This window comes from Mycobacterium sp. (genome assembly GCF_035640695.1).
Taxonomy (GTDB): Bacteria; Actinomycetota; Actinomycetes; order Mycobacteriales; family Mycobacteriaceae; genus Mycobacterium.
Genome location: NZ_DASQVQ010000059.1, coordinates 44547 through 60357, shown reverse-complemented (window position 1 = coordinate 60357; position 15811 = coordinate 44547). Strand labels below are relative to the sequence as shown.

The following is a 15811-nucleotide window of genomic DNA, read 5'->3' as shown; positions in this document are numbered from 1 at the left end:
CGTCCTCCAGTTTCAGAACCAGTTGCTTCGCATGTCGAGCGTGGTGCGATCGAGGCTTTCGAGCAGATCGAGTTGGGGCGCGGTCTTCGGCAACTCGTAGCGGAAGAAGTAGCGGCCGGCTTGCCGCTTACCGTCGTAGAAGTCGCCGGTCTGACCGTGCGCCGCACACATCTGCTCGAGCCACATCCAAGCGATGGCGATGTGCCCGAACGTCTCCAGATAGACGACGCTGTTGGCGAGGGCGGCCTCCACGTCACCCGATCCGAACATCGCCGCCGTGACCGCGACGAGGCGCTGCCAGGTCGAATCCAACTGTGCTGCCAGCACGGCGAGCTCACCGCCCAACGCCTTGGCCGCCGACACATTGTCGTTCACCGCCGAATTCATCACCATCAGGCTTGCGCCGTTGCGCTGAACAACTTTTCGGCCCAACAGGTCGAGGCTTTGGATGCCGTGGGTGCCCTCGTGGATGGGGTTGAGACGGTTGTCGCGATAATGCTGCTCGACGTCGTACTCGCGCGTGTAGCCGTAGCCACCGTGTACCTGGATCGCCAGGCTGTTGGCCTCCAAGCACCATTGCGACGGCCAACTCTTGGCGACCGGTGTGAGGATGTCGAGCAGCAGTGTCGCCGAGTCGAACTCATCGTCGGAGTCCGCGCTGTGCTGGATGTCGACGAGTCTGCCGCAATACAGCGCAAGTGCCAGTGCGCCCTCCACATACGACTTCTGCGCCAATAGCATTCGCTTCACGTCGGGGTGCTCGATGATCGGTATCTGCGGCGTGGACGGGTCCTTGGCTGTCACCGGCCTGCCCTGCGGCCGCTCACGTGCATATTCGAGCGACTTGAGGTAGCCGGTGTAGCCGAGTGCGACGGCGCCCATGCCCACGCCGAGACGCGCCTCATTCATCATGTGGAACATGTAAGCGATGCCGCGGTGCGGTTCACCGACGAGATATCCGACCGCGCCGGCCTCGCCGCCGGGACGGAAGCGGCCCTCGCCAAAGTTCAACACGGTGTTGGTGATTCCGCGCATGCCCATCTTGTGGTTCAGCCCGGCCAGCACCACGTCGTTGCGCTCGCCGACAGCGCCATTGGCGTCGACGAGGAACCTTGGCACGATGAACAACGAGATGCCCTTCGTGCCGGGCGGACCGCCCGGGATTTTAGCGAGGACGAGATGGATGATGTTGTCGGTCAGCTCGTGATCGCCGCCCGAAATCCACATCTTCGAACCGAACAGGCGGTAGGTACCGTCCTCACGCGGTTCCGCGCGGGTGACGATATCGGCCAGCGACGACCCGGCCTGCGTTTCGGAAAGGCACATCGTCCCAGAGAAGCGGCCGGCGAGCATCGGCTTGACGAACGCGTCGATCTGCTGTCGGGTCGCGTACTTGGCGAGCAGGTTCGCGTTCGCAAGCGTCAGCATCGGATATCCGGACGTGCTGATATTGGCGGCCTGGAACCATGCGAAGCCGGCTCCGGTGACCGTCGTCGGAAGTTGGGCCCCGCCGAGCTCGTGATCCATGCTGATGCTCAGCAGGTCGGCCTTGGCGAATGCGTCCAGCGCCTGCTTGACCTGTGGAATGACGGTCACGCGCGTGCCGTCGAAAGTCGGCTCGTGCGCATCACTTTCCTTGTTGTGCGTCGCGAAGTAGCGCGTCGCCAACTGTTCGCAGAGGTCGAGCACATCGGCGAACGTTTCGCGGGAATGCTCGGCGAACCGTTCGCGCTTGGTGAGCTCGTCGATTCGCAGCCACTCGAACAGCAGAAAATCGAGATCGCGTCGGGAGAGTAGATCGGACTTCATCGTCAACCCTTCGTCAGATCCGTTGCAAGTAGCGCAGCGCGGATAGGGCGGCGTTGTGCCCGCACATCCCGTGCACTCCCGTCCCGGGTGGAGTGGCCGCCGAGCAGATATACGTGCCGGGTATCGCGGTCCGGTAAGGATCCGTGCTCACCCGTGGCCGCAGGAGGACCTGCAGCGGGTCGTTGCGTCCGGTGAGGATGTCGCCTCCAATGTAGTTGGGGTTGTAGGCCGCCAAGTCCGCCGGTGTACGAACATGGACGGCGAGCACCCGCTCTTTGAAGCCGGGCGCGAAGCGCTCGATTTGGGCCAGGGTCGCCTCTGTCGCGTCGCCGGTGTAGCCGTGCGGGACATGGGCGTAGGCCCAGACCGGGTTGCGTCCGGCAGAGCTGCGGGTCGGGTCGGCGAGATATTGTTGCCCGACCAACACGAACGGCCGGCGTGGCATAACGCCGTTGGCGATATCTCGCTCTGCGGCAACGATTTCTTCGAATGTTCCGCCGACGTGCACGGTGCCGGCGCGTCGGCATGCCGGGTTGCGCCACGGGATGTCGCCGTCGAGTGCGATATCGAGCTTATAGGCCCCGGGACCGTGCCGGTATCGCCGGTAGGCGCGGCGCACCCGTGCCGGCAGCTTGTCCCCGGCGATCCCCGCGACCGCCCGCGGCGCAAGATCCAGCATCACGACATCGGCGGCCAGGTCGCTCAGCGATTCGACGGTCACGCCGGTTTCGATGTTGGCTTCCAGCTCGGCCAGCCGCTTCGCCATTGCGTCGGAGACCGAGCGCGACCCGCCCTCGGCGACGGGCCAGCCGTAGCGGTGCCCGGCCGCGGTGATCATCAGCCCGACCGCGGAGGTCGCTGGCCGGCTCAGCGGGTAGTAGATGTGTGCGGCCACGCCGCCGAACAATGCACGGGCCTGCGCGGTGCGCCATCGGCGGGCCAGCACGGTGGCCGGCAGCATCGACTGGATTCCCAAGCCGGCCAACGCGAAAGGATGTTCGGGAAAATGAACGATCGGGCGGAACACGTCGTCGCGCAGCCGATCGAACCGTTGTGCCAACGGTGCGAATACCTTGCGCCAGGCGCGGGCATCGTGGTCGGGGAACTGGTTGGCGGTGGCGTCGATCGACGTGTGCAGGGTTGCGGCGTTGCCGTCATCGAAAGGATGCGCCATATCGATCTCGGGGTATCGCCAACGCAGCCCGTAGTTTTCGAGACGCTGCGACTGGATGAACGGCGACGCCGCGGTCATCGGATGCACCGCCGAGCAGTCGTCGTGTAGCAGCCCCGGAAGCGTGAGTTCGCTGGTGCGGGTGCCGCCGCCGATGGTGGGCTTGGCTTCCAAAACCGTTACTTCGACGCCGTTTTCGGCCAAGGTAATCGCCGCAGCCAGACCGTTGGGGCCGGATCCGACGATGATCGCGGTGCTCATCGCCGACCGTGCGGCTCGGCGTGATCGCCGGTCAGGTGGACGGGAAAATCGTCATCGGGCTCGGGCCAGGGCGGCCGGGTGAGCAGGTCGGCCACGTCGACGTAGCCCTCCTCGATCAGGCCGGTCTTGGCGTCGACGATGCGGTAGGCCTGCCGCTGGCGATGGATCGGTTGGCTTTCCAGGATGACGACACGGACCTCGCCCTCGTCGAAGTGACAACGGCGCTGCAGCGCGGCCAACAGTTGTTCGTTGTGTAGGTGACCCTCGCCGAAATTCCAGCCCAGGATCGGTCCAGCGATGTATTCGCCGTCGCGGATCACGTAGGCGGATTCGTTGTCGACTGCGCGTCGCACCAGGCCGTTGAGCGCCCGGCCGTGTGAATGGATGGCCCGCCAGCCCATGATCTTTTCGATCATGATCTCCGCGGTCGCTGGACCGTAGAGCCGGGCGAGTTGCCTGTTGGCGAGGGCCGACACCTTGTTGACGTTTGCCTCGATCTTGTCCTCGGCGCCGGGCCGTAAGCACCATGCGCTGGTGGCCCAGTTGCCCGCGTAGTAGCGCATTGCGGGCAGGAAAGAAATCTGTTTGGGAAACAGGTTTCCCGCAATCGGAATTATCGCCAGCCCCACGATCAGGATCGCCAGTAGCAGCGGCGAGTTCAGGTCGTAGACCGTGATCGAGCCGTAGTGCCCGAAGAGGTAGAACAACGAGAAGATGAAGAAGACGTTCCACTCCAGCGGCACTCCCAAGGGGATGGTCGAAATGATGTTGAGGTGGAAGAGCACCATGAACGCGATCGGTATCCATACCCACGGTTGACCGTCGGCGAAGAACACCAGTATCAGTGGCACAAGGAATTCCGCCGTGGTACCGCCGACGTGGGCCATCAGCTGTGGCAGCCGGGAGGGGCGAAGGTCGTTGACCGGGTCGCGGTAGAGCTTGCGCTTCACCCACTTGCTCCGCAATACCGGGCTGTTGCTCATCATCGCGCCGACGACATACGGGAAGTGGTGGTTGAGCTTCGACGTCGCCGCACCCCACCACAGCCCCAGCAAGATGATCTTGTAGGCCGCGATCTGATCGGTGAACGGGAAGAAGAACACGAACAGCGTCAGCCAGTAATGCTCGGCGCGGGCGGCCAGGAAGATCGTCTTGTCGCGCAGACCGAGCACGGCCAGGGCGACGATCAGCGGTATGACGCGCGTCGGGGAGATCAGCCCGACGTCGCCGCTCGTCGTGACCGGGCCACCCGCGCCGGGAGAAAGCAACGCCCAGACGCCGGAGACCAGCACGACTGCATACAGCGCGACATCGAACGCCGTGCGGGTGTCACCGCCGGTGAACGGAATCTTGTCCGGCCATGGCGCGAGGCGCACCGTGCCAGGCCGCAGCCAGTACAGGAAACCGCCGAACGGCGGGACGAACCGCAGTGTCAGGGGACCGGAGCCGCAGCCCAGTCCAAGCACCTCGAACAGAATGGTGAAGAGGACGACCTTCTGATAGACGATCGGCTGCGTCCACCACGACGCGATGTGGGTGAGTCCACCAAGGCCGGGGGTCAACGAGATCACGGCCGCGGCGCTGGCGACGTACACGGCGATCTTGACGACGTAGAGCAGATACACCGCGTACGGCGTGCCGAAGCCGTTTTCCACCCAGTGCCGGGTCATGGTCTGCAGCCGCTGCCAACGGGGAAGCGTGAGGAAGGTGTCGTGATCGACGTCCGGAAGGTCCGGCTTCATGAACCCCATGCCCGCACCCTATGCCCGGCGCGCACGAATGACGGCCGCATTTCGTGAAGCGCGTGGCTTCTATCGGCGTCAGCCGCGTCGGCGGCGTCGGCGGCGACTGCGGCGCTCGGCAAGCACCGAGATCGTCAGCACCGTCAGTCCCGCGACGGCCAGCAGGGCACCGGCGGCCGCTGGTGCGGTGTAGCCGTAGCCGGCGGCGATCACCAGCCCGCCGATCCACGCCCCGGTCGCGTTGGCAATGTTGAGCGCGGAGTGATTCAGTGCGGCCGCCAATGTTTGGGCGCCGTGGGCGACGTCCATCAGTCGTGTCTGCAGTGCCGGCGCGATCGCCGAGCCCGCCGCGCCGACGGCGAACAAGCCCACCAACGCCGTCCACGGATTGTGCGCGAGGATGACGAACATCGCCAGCACGAGGCCTAGCGCGCCGATCGATACATAGAGTCCGCGGATCACCGAGATGTCGGCCATCCGGCCACCGACCAGGTTGCCCATCACCATCCCGATGCCGAAGATCATCAGCGCGACTGGAACTAACGCGCGGTGAAGGCCCGCGACGCCGGTCAGCGTCGTGCTGACATAGGTGTATACCGCGAACATTCCGCCGAAGCCGATCATCCCCACGAACACCGCCAGCCACACTTGCACCCGCTTCAGCGCGCCGAGCTCCGTCAGCGGACTGGTGGCGTGCATCGAGCGAAGTCCGGGCATCCAGCACCAGATCGCGGTCAAGGTGGCCACGCCGATCGCGACCACGAGCCCGAAAGCGCTGCGCCAGCCCATCGTTTGGCCCAACGACGATGCCACAGGCACGCCGGCGACGGTGGCCACCGTCAAGCCGGTCATCACATGCGCGGCGGCCTTGGCCCGGTTGCCTGGGCCCATCAAATGCGCGGCGACCAGGGCGGCGACGCCGAAGAACGCGCCGTGGGGCAGCCCCGCGATGAAGCGTGCCGCCAGCAAGAGCTGATAGGAGGGGGCCAGCGCACTGGCAAGGTTGCCCGCCGTGAAAACAGCCATCAGGCCCAGCAGCAGAGTCCTGCGGGGCACTCGTGCGGTGAGTGCCGCGATCGATGGCGCCCCGACGACGACGCCGAGCGCATACGCCGAAATGACGTGTCCGGCGGTCGGTTCGGTGATGTGCAAGCCGGAGGCGATCTCGGGAAGCAGACCCATCGCGACGAACTCGGTGGTGCCGATGCCGAACCCGCCGATGGCGAGTGCGAACACCGCCAACCAGCGCAGCTCCGGGGCGGGGGCGACGACGGCAACCGGCGCGGATGGACGATCGAGTGAAACGGTCACGGGGATCTAGGCTTTCGCTGCGTTGGGACTGGTGAGTTGTCGCGCGTCATGCGGCCTGCTCGTGCCAGTGCCGACCGTCTCGCTCGATCAGCGTCGCGGCATCGATCGGCCCGTCAGTGCCGGCCGGATATGGCCGCGGCACGCGGCCGGAGGTCTGCCACTCCAGCAGAATCGGCTCGACCCACGCCCACGCCGCTTCCACCTCGTCGCGGCGCATGAAGAGGGTCGGATTTCCGCGAACGACATCCATCAGCAGCCGCTCATAGGCATCGGGAGAGCGTCGCTGAAAGGCCTCGGTGTAGTTGAGCTTCAGCGACACCGGGCGAATCCGAATCCCGCCTGGCCCAGGCTCTTTGGCGATCATTTCCAGCCGCATCTCCTCATCCGGCTGCAGCTTGATGACGAGCCGGTTGGGCTCGGCGGCGTCGTTGCCGGGAAACAGCGGCAGCGGAACGGGTTTGAACTGGACGACGATCTCGGAGTATCGCTGCGGCATCCGCTTCCCGGTACGTAGGTAGAACGGCACACCGGCCCACCGCCAGTTGTTGACCTGGGCCTTCACCGCGACGAACGTTTCTGTTGAACTGTCGGGGTTTTCGGCGTCCTCGCGGTAGCCGGCGACGGCCTCGTCGCCGACGAGGCCGGGCCCGTACTGACCGGTGACGGTGTGCCGCTTGATCTCGTCGACCGAGAGCGGTTTCAAGGCCTGCAGCACCTTGAGTTTCTCGTCGCGCACGGTTTCGCGGTCCACGTAGGTCGGGGGTTCCATCGCGACCAGGCACAGCACCTGCAGCAGATGGTTCTGCAGCATGTCGCGCAGCGCGCCGGACTTGTCGTAGTAGTCGCCTCGAGCTCCGACGCCGAGCGATTCGGCGGCCGTGATCTGGACGTGGTCGATCCAGCTCGAGTTCCACAACGGTTCGAGCAGTGTGTTCGCGAACCTGGTGACGAGCAGGTTCTGCACGCTCTCCTTGCCGAGGTAGTGGTCGATCCGGAAGATCTGCCGCTCGTCGAACACGGCGCCGACGGCGTCGTTGACGGCCTGCGCGGACGCGAGGTCGTGGCCGATCGGCTTCTCCAGCACCACACGCGCCGTCGGCGTCACCAGGCCTCGCCGGCCGAGCGCACTGCATATCGGCCCGAACAGCGCGGGCGCGCAGGCCAGGTAGAACACCCGGATCCCGGCGGCCGGGGCGGCAAGGACATCGTTGAGGGCAACGAAGTCGGCGGGCTCGGCGAAGTCGATGCTGACGAACCGCAGTCGAGCCAGGAAGCGGTCCACGGTGTCGGCCTCGAGCAACTCGGAGGCGACGAATCGGCCGATCTCGGCGCGGACTTTGTCGCGATACCCTGGCTCGTCGAGGCCGGCTCGGGCGACGCCGATGATGCGGGTGTGGTTGCTCAGCTGACCGTCGCGGTCGCGAAGAAACAGTGCCGGCAGCAGCTTTCTTACCGCCAGGTCACCGGTGCCCCCGAAGATCACGAAGTCGCAGTGGTCAACCGCGGCTGTGGTCTCCATCTGGCCTCCTCGATGGTGGTTTCGTCGGACCTTCGCCACCATAGCGAGACTTCTGAAGTCGAACAAACCAACTTGGGTATTTCCAATACAAAAGTGATGGGAGTTACGTTTCTTGCCAGACCGGCTTGCGACTTGCTTGAATGGTTGGCATGGCCTTATCCAGGACATATGCGTCGGCGACGACTGCGGGCGACATCTATGCGCTGATCCGGCACCGGCAGGCCACTACCCGCGCTGAGATCGGTCAACTCACCGGTCTGTCGCGCACGGCGGTGTCGGCGCGTTTGTCGCCGCTCACCGACCGAGGGCTTGTGATCGAGCGTGAGCAAGCACCGTCCACCGGGGGTCGGCCGGCGACGCTGTTGACGTTCAACGCCGACGGGGGCGTGGTGTTGTCCGCCGCGATCGGTCGGAGCCGCACCCGCCTTGCCGTATGCAACCTCGCCGGTGAAGTTTTGGTGCTCGCCGACATCGACCAGGAGCCGGGCATTGGAGCGGACGATTTGATGCCCGACGTGGTCAAGCGGCTCGATGTGTTGTTGGAGGAATCGGGTCACCGCGGCGACCGTATTTATGGCGTCGGTCTGTCGCTGCCCGGCACCGTCGACCGTGAGCGCGCGTGCAGCCTCAGTTCGCCGATCATGAGTGGCTGGGACGGCGTCCCGTTAGCGCCGTACTTCGGCGAGCTGACCGAGGCGCGCGTGATCGCCGACAACGACGCCAATGTCATCGCGTTGGCCGAAAGCCGTGGTGATCGAAGGGCTTTCGAAAACCTGCTGGTACTCAAGGCGTCCACCGGCCTTGGTGCCGGCATCATCTGCGGCGGGGTGCTACAACATGGCGCCGTCGAAGCCGCCGGAGAACTCGGTCACAACAAGATCCCTGCGGCCGCCGGAGTGCCGTGCCGCTGCGGGGATACGGGTTGCCTCGAGGCTGTCGCCGGGGGCTGGGCCCTGGTGCGGGCACTTCAGCGGCAGGGCCGCGCCGTAGGACACATCCGGGATGTCGTGGAACTCGCCAACAGCGGCGACTCAGACGCCCGCCGGATGATCCGGGAGAGCGGTCGCCATGTTGGCGAAGTCGTCGCCGGCGCGGTGAATCTGCTGAACCCCGCGGTCCTGGTGGTCGCCGGTGACATGGCCAAGGCGTACGACGTCTTCGTCGCCGGCCTGAGGGAAACGTTGTATGGCAACGCAACGGCTCTGGCCACCCGGGTACTTCAGGTGGTTCCGTCCACCTACGGCGACCAGTCCGGCGTCGTCGGAAGCGCCACGATGGTTCTGGATCATGTGCTCAGCGCCGCGGTGATCGATGCCACGCTGATCACGACTCCTCGGAAGCGGCGCGGCTGATCGCGGCGATCGAGTCGGGCAGCGTTCACACCGAAATTCCCACAGCGCAACATCTTTGATCAGGAATTCGCCGTTAAACGACAACGCCGGAAAGCCGCAGCGGGCGCTCTGACACCAGCGACTGTTCATACGAGGCGAACTTCAGCGCCCACATCCAGCCGATGACGACGAGGCTGTACCGAGCAAGGGTACGCGGCCGATTTTTTCTCCCGGCGCCGACCAAATGCGCGTACCGTTGTGGCAGGTCATCCATCGAGGTGAGCGCCATGGTAGCTGAACCGCGCGAATCCACACGCCCGCGAGTCGTGGCGCTGACGCATGCCGTCGTGCGAGCCCGCCACGCAAGTGAGCCGCCGCGATGACCACCGCGCCGCCTCAGCGGGGCGAGAGCGCCGAAGGTCCAGCCGACCGGGCAGCCTCGGCGAAGGCCAGGGCCGACGAGTTGCAGCGTCGGCGAGCTGAGCTGGCGCAGGGCATAGCGGCCACCCCGGAGTCGCTGAACTTGGCGCGCCAGCGCCTTGACGAGGCACTCACACGTGCCAAGCGTGCCCATGGAGCGGCCGCGGCAAAGCACAGGGACGCCGGGCGAGCCCACCGATTGGCCGCGGCCGCCCATGAGCAGGCGGCCATCCACGCCGGCGACGGCGAGGGCAACTCCCGTCAAGAAGCAGCCGCCCGCCACCGAGACCTGGCCGAACTTCACGAGGCGGCGGCGCAAGTCGACGAGCGAGAGAGCCGGTAGCGCCCGCTACCGTTGAACTTCCATCAGCAACAACGCGCCGTTGACCGCCTGCTCGTCGGCCCGAAACGCCGCGCAGGTGACGCGGACGCGGATCGGCCGGCCACGCCGATTCACCGCGTCGACCACGGCTTCGCCGGCGTTGTTCGGATCGACGAAGGAATTGCCGATGAGCGGCCGGATTTCACTGACCGGCAGCCCGATGTCCAATCCGGTGAGGTCCGAGCCCGTCGCTTCGTCCGCGCGCAGTCCCCAGAGTTCTTCGGATCGCTGGTTCCACACCACCACTCGCATCTCGCGGTCCACCACGACCATGCCGAGATGGACAGAATCAACCAGTGAACGGAGGAAGTTCCGGGCGTCATCGAGCTCGGAACTGCGTTCCCGCAGCGCGTCGTTGATGGTGTGCAGTTCGTCGTTGGTCGACTGCAGCTCCTCGTTCATCGTCTCGAGCTCTTCGTTGGTCGACTGCAGCTCCTCGTTGGTGGTTTCGAGCTCCTCGACGGTCGACTGCAGCTCCTCGTTCGTGGTTTCGAGCTCTTCGTTGGTGGACTGCAACTCCTCGTAGGCCGCCTCGAGCTGGCGATTGGTCTGGACGACCTTGTCCAGCAGCGCCCTGGTCGCGGTGACGTCGAAAAACACAATCGACACACCCAGCAGCCCGCGCTCGGCGTCGATCAGCGGATTGACGTGGATTTCGAACCATACGGTGTCTGTGCCCGGTCGCTGCCACTTCACGTCCTGGATACGGGGGGACCGTCGCTCCGACTTTGCCTGCTCGATGTAGGCACGCAGTTCGACCGGCCGGTACGACACCTCAAGATCTCGCAGCAGGCGGCCGATGTCACGTGCCGAGAGCCCGAACATGCTTTCGGCGTGCTGGTTGATCATCGCGACGGTGTCATCGGCGGTCACCACGATCTGCGCGACCGGGCTGGCCCGGAACGCCATGTCGCGAAGTGGGTCAAGCCCAACTAGGTCGCCGTGGCGGTCCGCCAATGCCATCGCCGGGTCAAACCACTCGATACGATGAGAGCCCGCGGCCTTGCGGAAAAAGCGATGCTTGAGGTTCAGCGGTATGAACCGATCGGTGTGACTGAGCAACATCTCGGCGTGGCCAAGGAACAGTATCCCACTGGCTGCCAGAGCGAAATGCAAGCGCCCCAAGACAGTTTGCTGCGTCTCGGCGTTCAGGTACATCAAGGTGTTGCGGCAGACCAGCAGATCCACCCGAGAAATCGGCGCGTCCTTCACCAGGTCGTTGCGGCCGAAGATCACTGCTCGGCGAAGGTCGCTGCGAAAGACGTAGCGCCCGCCGCTGTTTTCGAAGTACCGCTCGAGCAGTTCCTCGGGCACCGATTCGACGGCCTTGGCTTCGTAGGACGCGGCCCGCGCCTCGGTGAGCGCCTCCTCGTCAACGTCGGTCGCATAGATCTTGACGCGTTGGCGGAAGGCGTCCGGCTCGAGTGCCTCGGCCAACACCATCGCCAACGTGTAGGCCTCCTGGCCGGACGCGCAGCCCGCGCTCCACACCCGAATCGGGTCGTTGGGGCCGCGTTCGGCGAGCATCGACGGGATGATCTGTTGCCGGAGGTAGTCCCACGCCGGGGGATCGCGGAAGAAGTCCGTGACGTTGATCAAAATCGTGTTGAACAACGCGGCGAACTCGTCCGAGCTGGCCTGGAGCACGTCGAGGTATTGCTCAAATGACTCGTGTCCGCCCTGCTCCATCCGGTGCCGCACCCGACGCATCAGCGAGTTGCGCTTGTAACCGGTGAAGTCGAATCCGCGCGAATCCCTCAGGTAGCGCAAAAGGGCTTCAAATGCCTCGTCGTTTTCGCCGTTCATGCGTCCCGTCCGCCCGACAACACTGCCGCGGACGGAACTTTACTCGCGCTCAGAGGCGATTTTCAGGACCGATCACGGCCCAGACCGTTTTGCCAGTCGGAGTTGGCGCGTTACCCCAGCGCCGGCTCAACGCGGCGACAATGGCGAGGCCCGATACTCGCTCACGGCCGTCCGGCTCCTCCCGGCGGCCGGCCCGGATGGTGCTGCCGTCGTCGACGGCGACAGTCACTGTCGCGCCGTCGGTCTCGAGGCGGATCGCCGGCTCGCTGTCGGTGTGGGCCAGCACATTCTCGACGAAGACGGTCACGATCATCTTGGCCACAGCGATGAACTCGGCCTGCTGCCAATATGTCAGCCACTCGGCCACAAACTCTCGCGAGTGGGCGACGCTGGCGGTGATCGCGGGCAGTTTGGTGCGGGCCCGGCGCCGAAGGAGCCGACGGTCGTCGTGCGACAGCTCGTCGAGGGCGGTCCCGACGGTCGGGTAAACGGGCACATACCGGGTAATGCCATTGCGCCCGATGGCATGTCGGCCCGACCGCGTCGAGCACACCAGCGCGATCGGCACATTCGACCATTGGCCCACATGCCACCGGGCGCTGGTGAACACCGCCAGCGCAGACTCGGCCGGAATCCCCAGCTCGGTCACGTCGATGATCACCGCGCGGGCATCATCGAGCGCCGCCTTGATGATTCGGTCCCGCAGCCCGAGATACGTGGCGCTGTCCAGGACACCCTGCGCGACCAGAACGTGGGTGCCCGCGGTGAGCGTCTCGGACACGACCAGCGAATGTCCTCGATCAACTGGCACTTACGCCCCCCGATTCACCCATGTCTCCGTACGCCTCGGAGAGGCGATCGCTGAGCACCGACACGGCGTGTTCGGCCTCGTCCGCCATCGCACTGTATCTTCGGGATAGCCCGCTGGGACCAATGCTTTCGGCCAGCCGTCGTGACAGTTTGGCCTTTTCCTGCAGGCTGCGCACGGCGATCCAGAGGGCCGACTCTACCTCGGCATCACGTGCGCGCAGCAATGAATTGGCGGTCCACGCATGGCCGACCCAGCATCTGAAGTTGCCGTCGCTGACGACCATGAGGCCGCCGTTGCAGTCCGGGCAGGTGTATCCCGACGGCGGACCCAACGCCCCGGCGTCGAATGAGGTAGAGAATCGCTTTTCCATGGCGATTCGGTTCTCTAGTTCCATGCGCGGGTCGGGTTCCATTTCTCGCTCCTCGAATTCCCGATCGGCCAGCTCTTTGAGAAGACCTCCCATCTCTGCGGCCGGTATCTCGTGATCGATCACGCCGGCCTGGACAGCGTTGAGCGGCAGCCCCGAAAACATGGCGCCGGAAGGCTGCTGCGCGATAGTCGTCCCCCCTCGACTGCGGATTGCCGCCGATCCCAGCACCCCATCATCGAGGACACCTGACAGCAGTATCCCCACCGCGCGCTGGGCGTAGCCGAGGGCGACGGATCGAAACAGCGCGTTGATAGCCGGGCGGTGACCGTTCTCGGTGGGGCCATCCGACAGGACCACCCGGTGGTCGTGGATAAGCAGGTGACGATCGGGTACGGCGACGTGGATTGTGCCGGGCTCAAGCTCGGCGCCGTGCGTGGCGGGTACCGCGGGCAACGGCCCGCTGCGGTCCAGTATCTTTGCCAGCACGCTGGGCGCGTCGGGTGGTATGTGCAAGACGACCAGGACCGCATATGGAAGGTCGCGAGGCAGGCCGGAGGCGAAGTCGGTCAGCGCCTCAACGCCGCCCGCCGACGCGCCGACCGCTACCACGCCTCGTGGTGTGGAAGGTCCTGCGGTCGACGAGCTGGTCATTGTTTTTGGTTACCCACGCGGCGGGTAAGCAACCTTCTTCATGCACTCAGCATGGCACCGGCCGGTGACGGATGAAACCGCCAGATTCAATACACATTGACGCGCGAGGTTGTAGGCGCATACTCGCCAACGTGACACCACTGCAGCGCTATATCGCCGAAGAAATCGCCACCGATCACGTCGACGGGCTGCTTTCGCGCCGTGAGGCTCTGCGTCGACTGGCTCTGCTCGGGGTCGGCACGGCGGCGGCCACGGCTCTGATCGCCGCCTGTGGCGAGGAGAAGAAGACGACGCCGGAGCCCTCAACAACCAGCGGGCCGCCCGCACCGCCGCCAGGTGCGGAGCACACCGTGCCGACGGTGGCGGTGAAATGGCCGGGCCCGAACGGCGAACTGTCCGGTGCCTGGGCCGAGGCTTCGAACGCCCGCGGCGGCGTTCTGGTCATTCACGAGAACAGGGGACTCAACGACTGGGTGCGCTCGGTGGCGGCACGACTAGCCGGCGCAGGCTATTCGGCGTTGGCCATCGACTTGCTCTCCGAAGAGGGCGGCACCGCAACCTTTACCGACCCGGCGCAGGCGACCGCGGCGCTGGGCAATGTCCCGCCCGAGAGGTTCGTCGCCGACCTGAAGTCCGGCGTCGACGAGGTGCAGCGCCGGGTCCCCGACAAGAAACTCGCCGTGGTGGGCTTCTGCTTCGGCGGCGGACTCGTCTGGCGGCTGCTGGCCTCCGGTGAACCGCGGCTGGCCGCAGCCGTTCCGTTTTACGGCCCGCTGCCGGACAATCCGGACTTCTCCGGCTCCAAGCAGGCGGCGGTGCTGGCGTTCTACGGCTCACTGGACACCCGCGTCACATCGAGCGAACAAGCCGCAAAGGCGGCGCTGGACCGGGCCGGCATGATCAGCGATCTGGTCGTGGAGCAGAACGCCGACCACGCGTTCTTCAACGACACGGGGCCGCGGTACAACGCCGCCGCATCGGCCGATGCGTGGAAGCGGCTCAACGACTGGTTGAGCCGCTACGTCGGTTAATGGAGGTCGTACGGCGGCATCCCGACGCCGGCGATCGAATAGCTTCCCCACGGGGTTTCTTCGGTGATGCGCGCGGGGGCACGCCGTTCACCGATGGTCAATGTCACCGGCTGTGCGGCCTTGAGTATCGTCGGTACGTCGAAAACTGTTCCCTGCCAATGGTATCGGCCGTCGATCGGGTCTAAATGGCCGGTCAGCCGCACGCGCACGTCGTGCCCGTCGGCACCGACGGTCAGCACGGCGGATCCGTCGTACACCTCGTCGTGGAGCGGCTCGCCGGGAGCTGAATGCGACTTTGACGGCAGGAACTTGCTGCGCCGCCACAGCCTGCGGGCGATCGGCCCCATCAGGCCGATGTCTTCGAGGAACGCGGCGAGCGGCGCGAAGCCGATTCGTTGGGTGTCGTGGTAGTGCGGGTTGTTACGGGCAGCCCGACGTGCCTGCCGCACATCCAGACCCGCGCGGCGGTACGGAACGGGATTGGTGAACAGGTAGCGGAAGAACGGGCCGCCGGCGCCGTTGAGGTTGGCAACCCAGATCTTGTTGAGGCGCGGCATGTGATCGACGCGCCTGCGCACCCCGTCGCGGGCGAATTGGATGTGGCGAGCCTCCTCGGTGACGTGAATTCGCATGAGCCGCCGCACCATCGGCTGCAGCTCCGGGTCGTCCATCATCTGGCGCTGCAACGCGTCGAAGATCTCCTCGCCGATCAGCGCGGCGACCCACAGCAGCGACCCACGGAACACCAATGGCAGCGCGTTGATGATCATGCGCTGGTACAGCCGGGGCCGCACCGGCTTGGCACCGACGCGTTCGATCGCCATGCCGAACATGACCATGTGCCGGGTTTCGTCGCCGAGTTCGGTGAGCTTGTAGTGCGTTTCCGGGGAGGTGGGATCCCTATGCATCATGTCGCGCAGCAGCGACTGGTTGAGGAGGTTCTCGAACCAGATGCCCGCAGACAACGTGTTGACGAATTCCTGGCGGGACAGCTCGATTCGCTGTGCGCGGGTCATCTTCTGCCACAGCGGCGAGCCATACAGCGAGATGGTTTTCGGCGGCAGGAAGAACTTGTCGGGGTCCAGGGGTGCGTCCCAGTCGATGTCGACGATCGGCGCGTAGGACTTCTTGACCGAGCCCTTGAGCAAGCGCTCGGAGAACTCTTCCCGGGTTAAAGCCTTGACTGAGGGAGTCAT

Annotated in this window: 13 protein-coding genes; 3 read left to right on the top strand and 10 right to left on the bottom strand. The window is 65.3% G+C overall.

The window, feature by feature from the left end; genetic code table 11:
• Positions 1-12 precede the first annotated feature (12 nt).
• The 5 genes from VE759_RS07120 to zwf all read right to left on the bottom strand — a co-directional run bounded on the left by VE759_RS07120 (position 13) and on the right by zwf (position 7813).
• Positions 13-1809: an acyl-CoA dehydrogenase gene (locus VE759_RS07120; RefSeq protein WP_324929599.1), complete on the bottom strand. Its 1797-nt coding sequence runs from the start codon at positions 1807-1809 to the stop codon at positions 13-15.
• A gap of 13 nt (positions 1810-1822) precedes the next feature.
• A complete protein-coding gene (locus VE759_RS07115; protein ID WP_324929596.1) occupies positions 1823-3241 on the bottom strand; it encodes an NAD(P)/FAD-dependent oxidoreductase in 1419 nt (472 codons plus the stop codon).
• Positions 3238-4992 (bottom strand): DUF3556 domain-containing protein, encoded by a 1755-nt coding sequence (locus VE759_RS07110; RefSeq protein ID WP_324929594.1) that lies wholly within the window; start codon positions 4990-4992, stop codon positions 3238-3240. The genes VE759_RS07115 and VE759_RS07110 overlap by 4 nt, the downstream gene beginning before the upstream one ends.
• 69 nt (positions 4993-5061) lie before the next feature.
• On the bottom strand, positions 5062-6294 hold the full coding sequence (locus tag VE759_RS07105) for an MFS transporter (protein ID WP_324929591.1): 1233 nt from the start codon (positions 6292-6294) through the stop codon (positions 5062-5064).
• 46 nt (positions 6295-6340) lie between these two features.
• Positions 6341-7813 (bottom strand): glucose-6-phosphate dehydrogenase, encoded by a 1473-nt coding sequence (gene zwf, locus VE759_RS07100; protein WP_324929589.1) that lies wholly within the window; start codon positions 7811-7813, stop codon positions 6341-6343.
• Positions 7814-7953: 140 nt separating this feature from the next.
• Between zwf and VE759_RS07095 the strand changes: the two genes are divergently transcribed.
• Positions 7954-9165: an ROK family transcriptional regulator gene (locus tag VE759_RS07095; protein WP_414687850.1), complete on the top strand. Its 1212-nt coding sequence runs from the start codon at positions 7954-7956 to the stop codon at positions 9163-9165.
• 73 nt (positions 9166-9238) lie between these two features.
• On the opposite strand, the gene VE759_RS07090 is transcribed toward VE759_RS07095, so the two are convergent.
• Complete coding sequence (locus tag VE759_RS07090) at positions 9239-9433, bottom strand: hypothetical protein (RefSeq protein ID WP_324929584.1); 195 nt, start codon at positions 9431-9433, stop codon at positions 9239-9241.
• Positions 9434-9523: 90 nt separating this feature from the next.
• Between VE759_RS07090 and VE759_RS07085 the strand changes: the two genes are divergently transcribed.
• Positions 9524-9907 carry a hypothetical protein gene (locus VE759_RS07085; protein WP_324929582.1) on the top strand — a complete coding sequence of 128 codons (384 nt, stop codon included), beginning with the start codon at positions 9524-9526 and terminating at the stop codon, positions 9905-9907.
• A 6-nt stretch (positions 9908-9913) separates the two neighbouring features.
• Here VE759_RS07085 and VE759_RS07080 read toward each other — a convergent pair whose 3' ends face one another.
• From VE759_RS07080 to VE759_RS07070, 3 genes are read right to left on the bottom strand one after another with little or no spacing between them, the layout of a single operon-like run.
• Positions 9914-11752 (bottom strand): CheR family methyltransferase, encoded by a 1839-nt coding sequence (locus tag VE759_RS07080; protein ID WP_324929580.1) that lies wholly within the window; start codon positions 11750-11752, stop codon positions 9914-9916.
• Positions 11753-11801: 49 nt separating this feature from the next.
• Positions 11802-12533: an STAS domain-containing protein gene (locus VE759_RS07075; RefSeq protein WP_324929578.1), complete on the bottom strand. Its 732-nt coding sequence runs from the start codon at positions 12531-12533 to the stop codon at positions 11802-11804.
• 19 nt (positions 12534-12552) lie between these two features.
• Positions 12553-13584: a chemotaxis protein CheB gene (locus VE759_RS07070; RefSeq protein WP_324929576.1), complete on the bottom strand. Its 1032-nt coding sequence runs from the start codon at positions 13582-13584 to the stop codon at positions 12553-12555.
• Between the two features lie 131 nt (positions 13585-13715).
• Between VE759_RS07070 and VE759_RS07065 the strand changes: the two genes are divergently transcribed.
• A complete protein-coding gene (locus tag VE759_RS07065) occupies positions 13716-14615 on the top strand; it encodes a dienelactone hydrolase family protein (RefSeq protein ID WP_324929575.1) in 900 nt (299 codons plus the stop codon).
• On the opposite strand, the gene VE759_RS07060 is transcribed toward VE759_RS07065, so the two are convergent.
• A complete protein-coding gene (locus VE759_RS07060) occupies positions 14612-15811 on the bottom strand; it encodes a diiron oxygenase (RefSeq protein ID WP_324929573.1) in 1200 nt (399 codons plus the stop codon). The two genes, VE759_RS07065 and VE759_RS07060, sit on opposite strands and share 4 nt — an antisense overlap.

What these genes read in the sequence shown, in the direction of transcription:
- VE759_RS07120 (WP_324929599.1), bottom strand. Translation starts at nt 1,809, where the DNA reads ATGAAGTCCGATCTACTCTCCCGACGCGATCTCGATTTTCTGCTGTTC.
- VE759_RS07085 (WP_324929582.1), top strand. Translation starts at nt 9,524, where the DNA reads ATGACCACCGCGCCGCCTCAGCGGGGCGAGAGCGCCGAAGGTCCAGCC.
- VE759_RS07110 (WP_324929594.1), bottom strand. Translation starts at nt 4,992, where the DNA reads ATGGGGTTCATGAAGCCGGACCTTCCGGACGTCGATCACGACACCTTC.
- VE759_RS07060 (WP_324929573.1), bottom strand. Translation starts at nt 15,811, where the DNA reads ATGACTCCCTCAGTCAAGGCTTTAACCCGGGAAGAGTTCTCCGAGCGC.
- VE759_RS07115 (WP_324929596.1), bottom strand. Translation starts at nt 3,241, where the DNA reads ATGAGCACCGCGATCATCGTCGGATCCGGCCCCAACGGTCTGGCTGCG.
- VE759_RS07095 (WP_414687850.1), top strand. Translation starts at nt 7,954, where the DNA reads ATGGTTGGCATGGCCTTATCCAGGACATATGCGTCGGCGACGACTGCG.
- zwf (WP_324929589.1), bottom strand. Translation starts at nt 7,813, where the DNA reads ATGGAGACCACAGCCGCGGTTGACCACTGCGACTTCGTGATCTTCGGG.
- VE759_RS07070 (WP_324929576.1), bottom strand. Translation starts at nt 13,584, where the DNA reads ATGACCAGCTCGTCGACCGCAGGACCTTCCACACCACGAGGCGTGGTA.
- VE759_RS07080 (WP_324929580.1), bottom strand. Translation starts at nt 11,752, where the DNA reads ATGAACGGCGAAAACGACGAGGCATTTGAAGCCCTTTTGCGCTACCTG.
- VE759_RS07090 (WP_324929584.1), bottom strand. Translation starts at nt 9,433, where the DNA reads ATGGCGCTCACCTCGATGGATGACCTGCCACAACGGTACGCGCATTTG.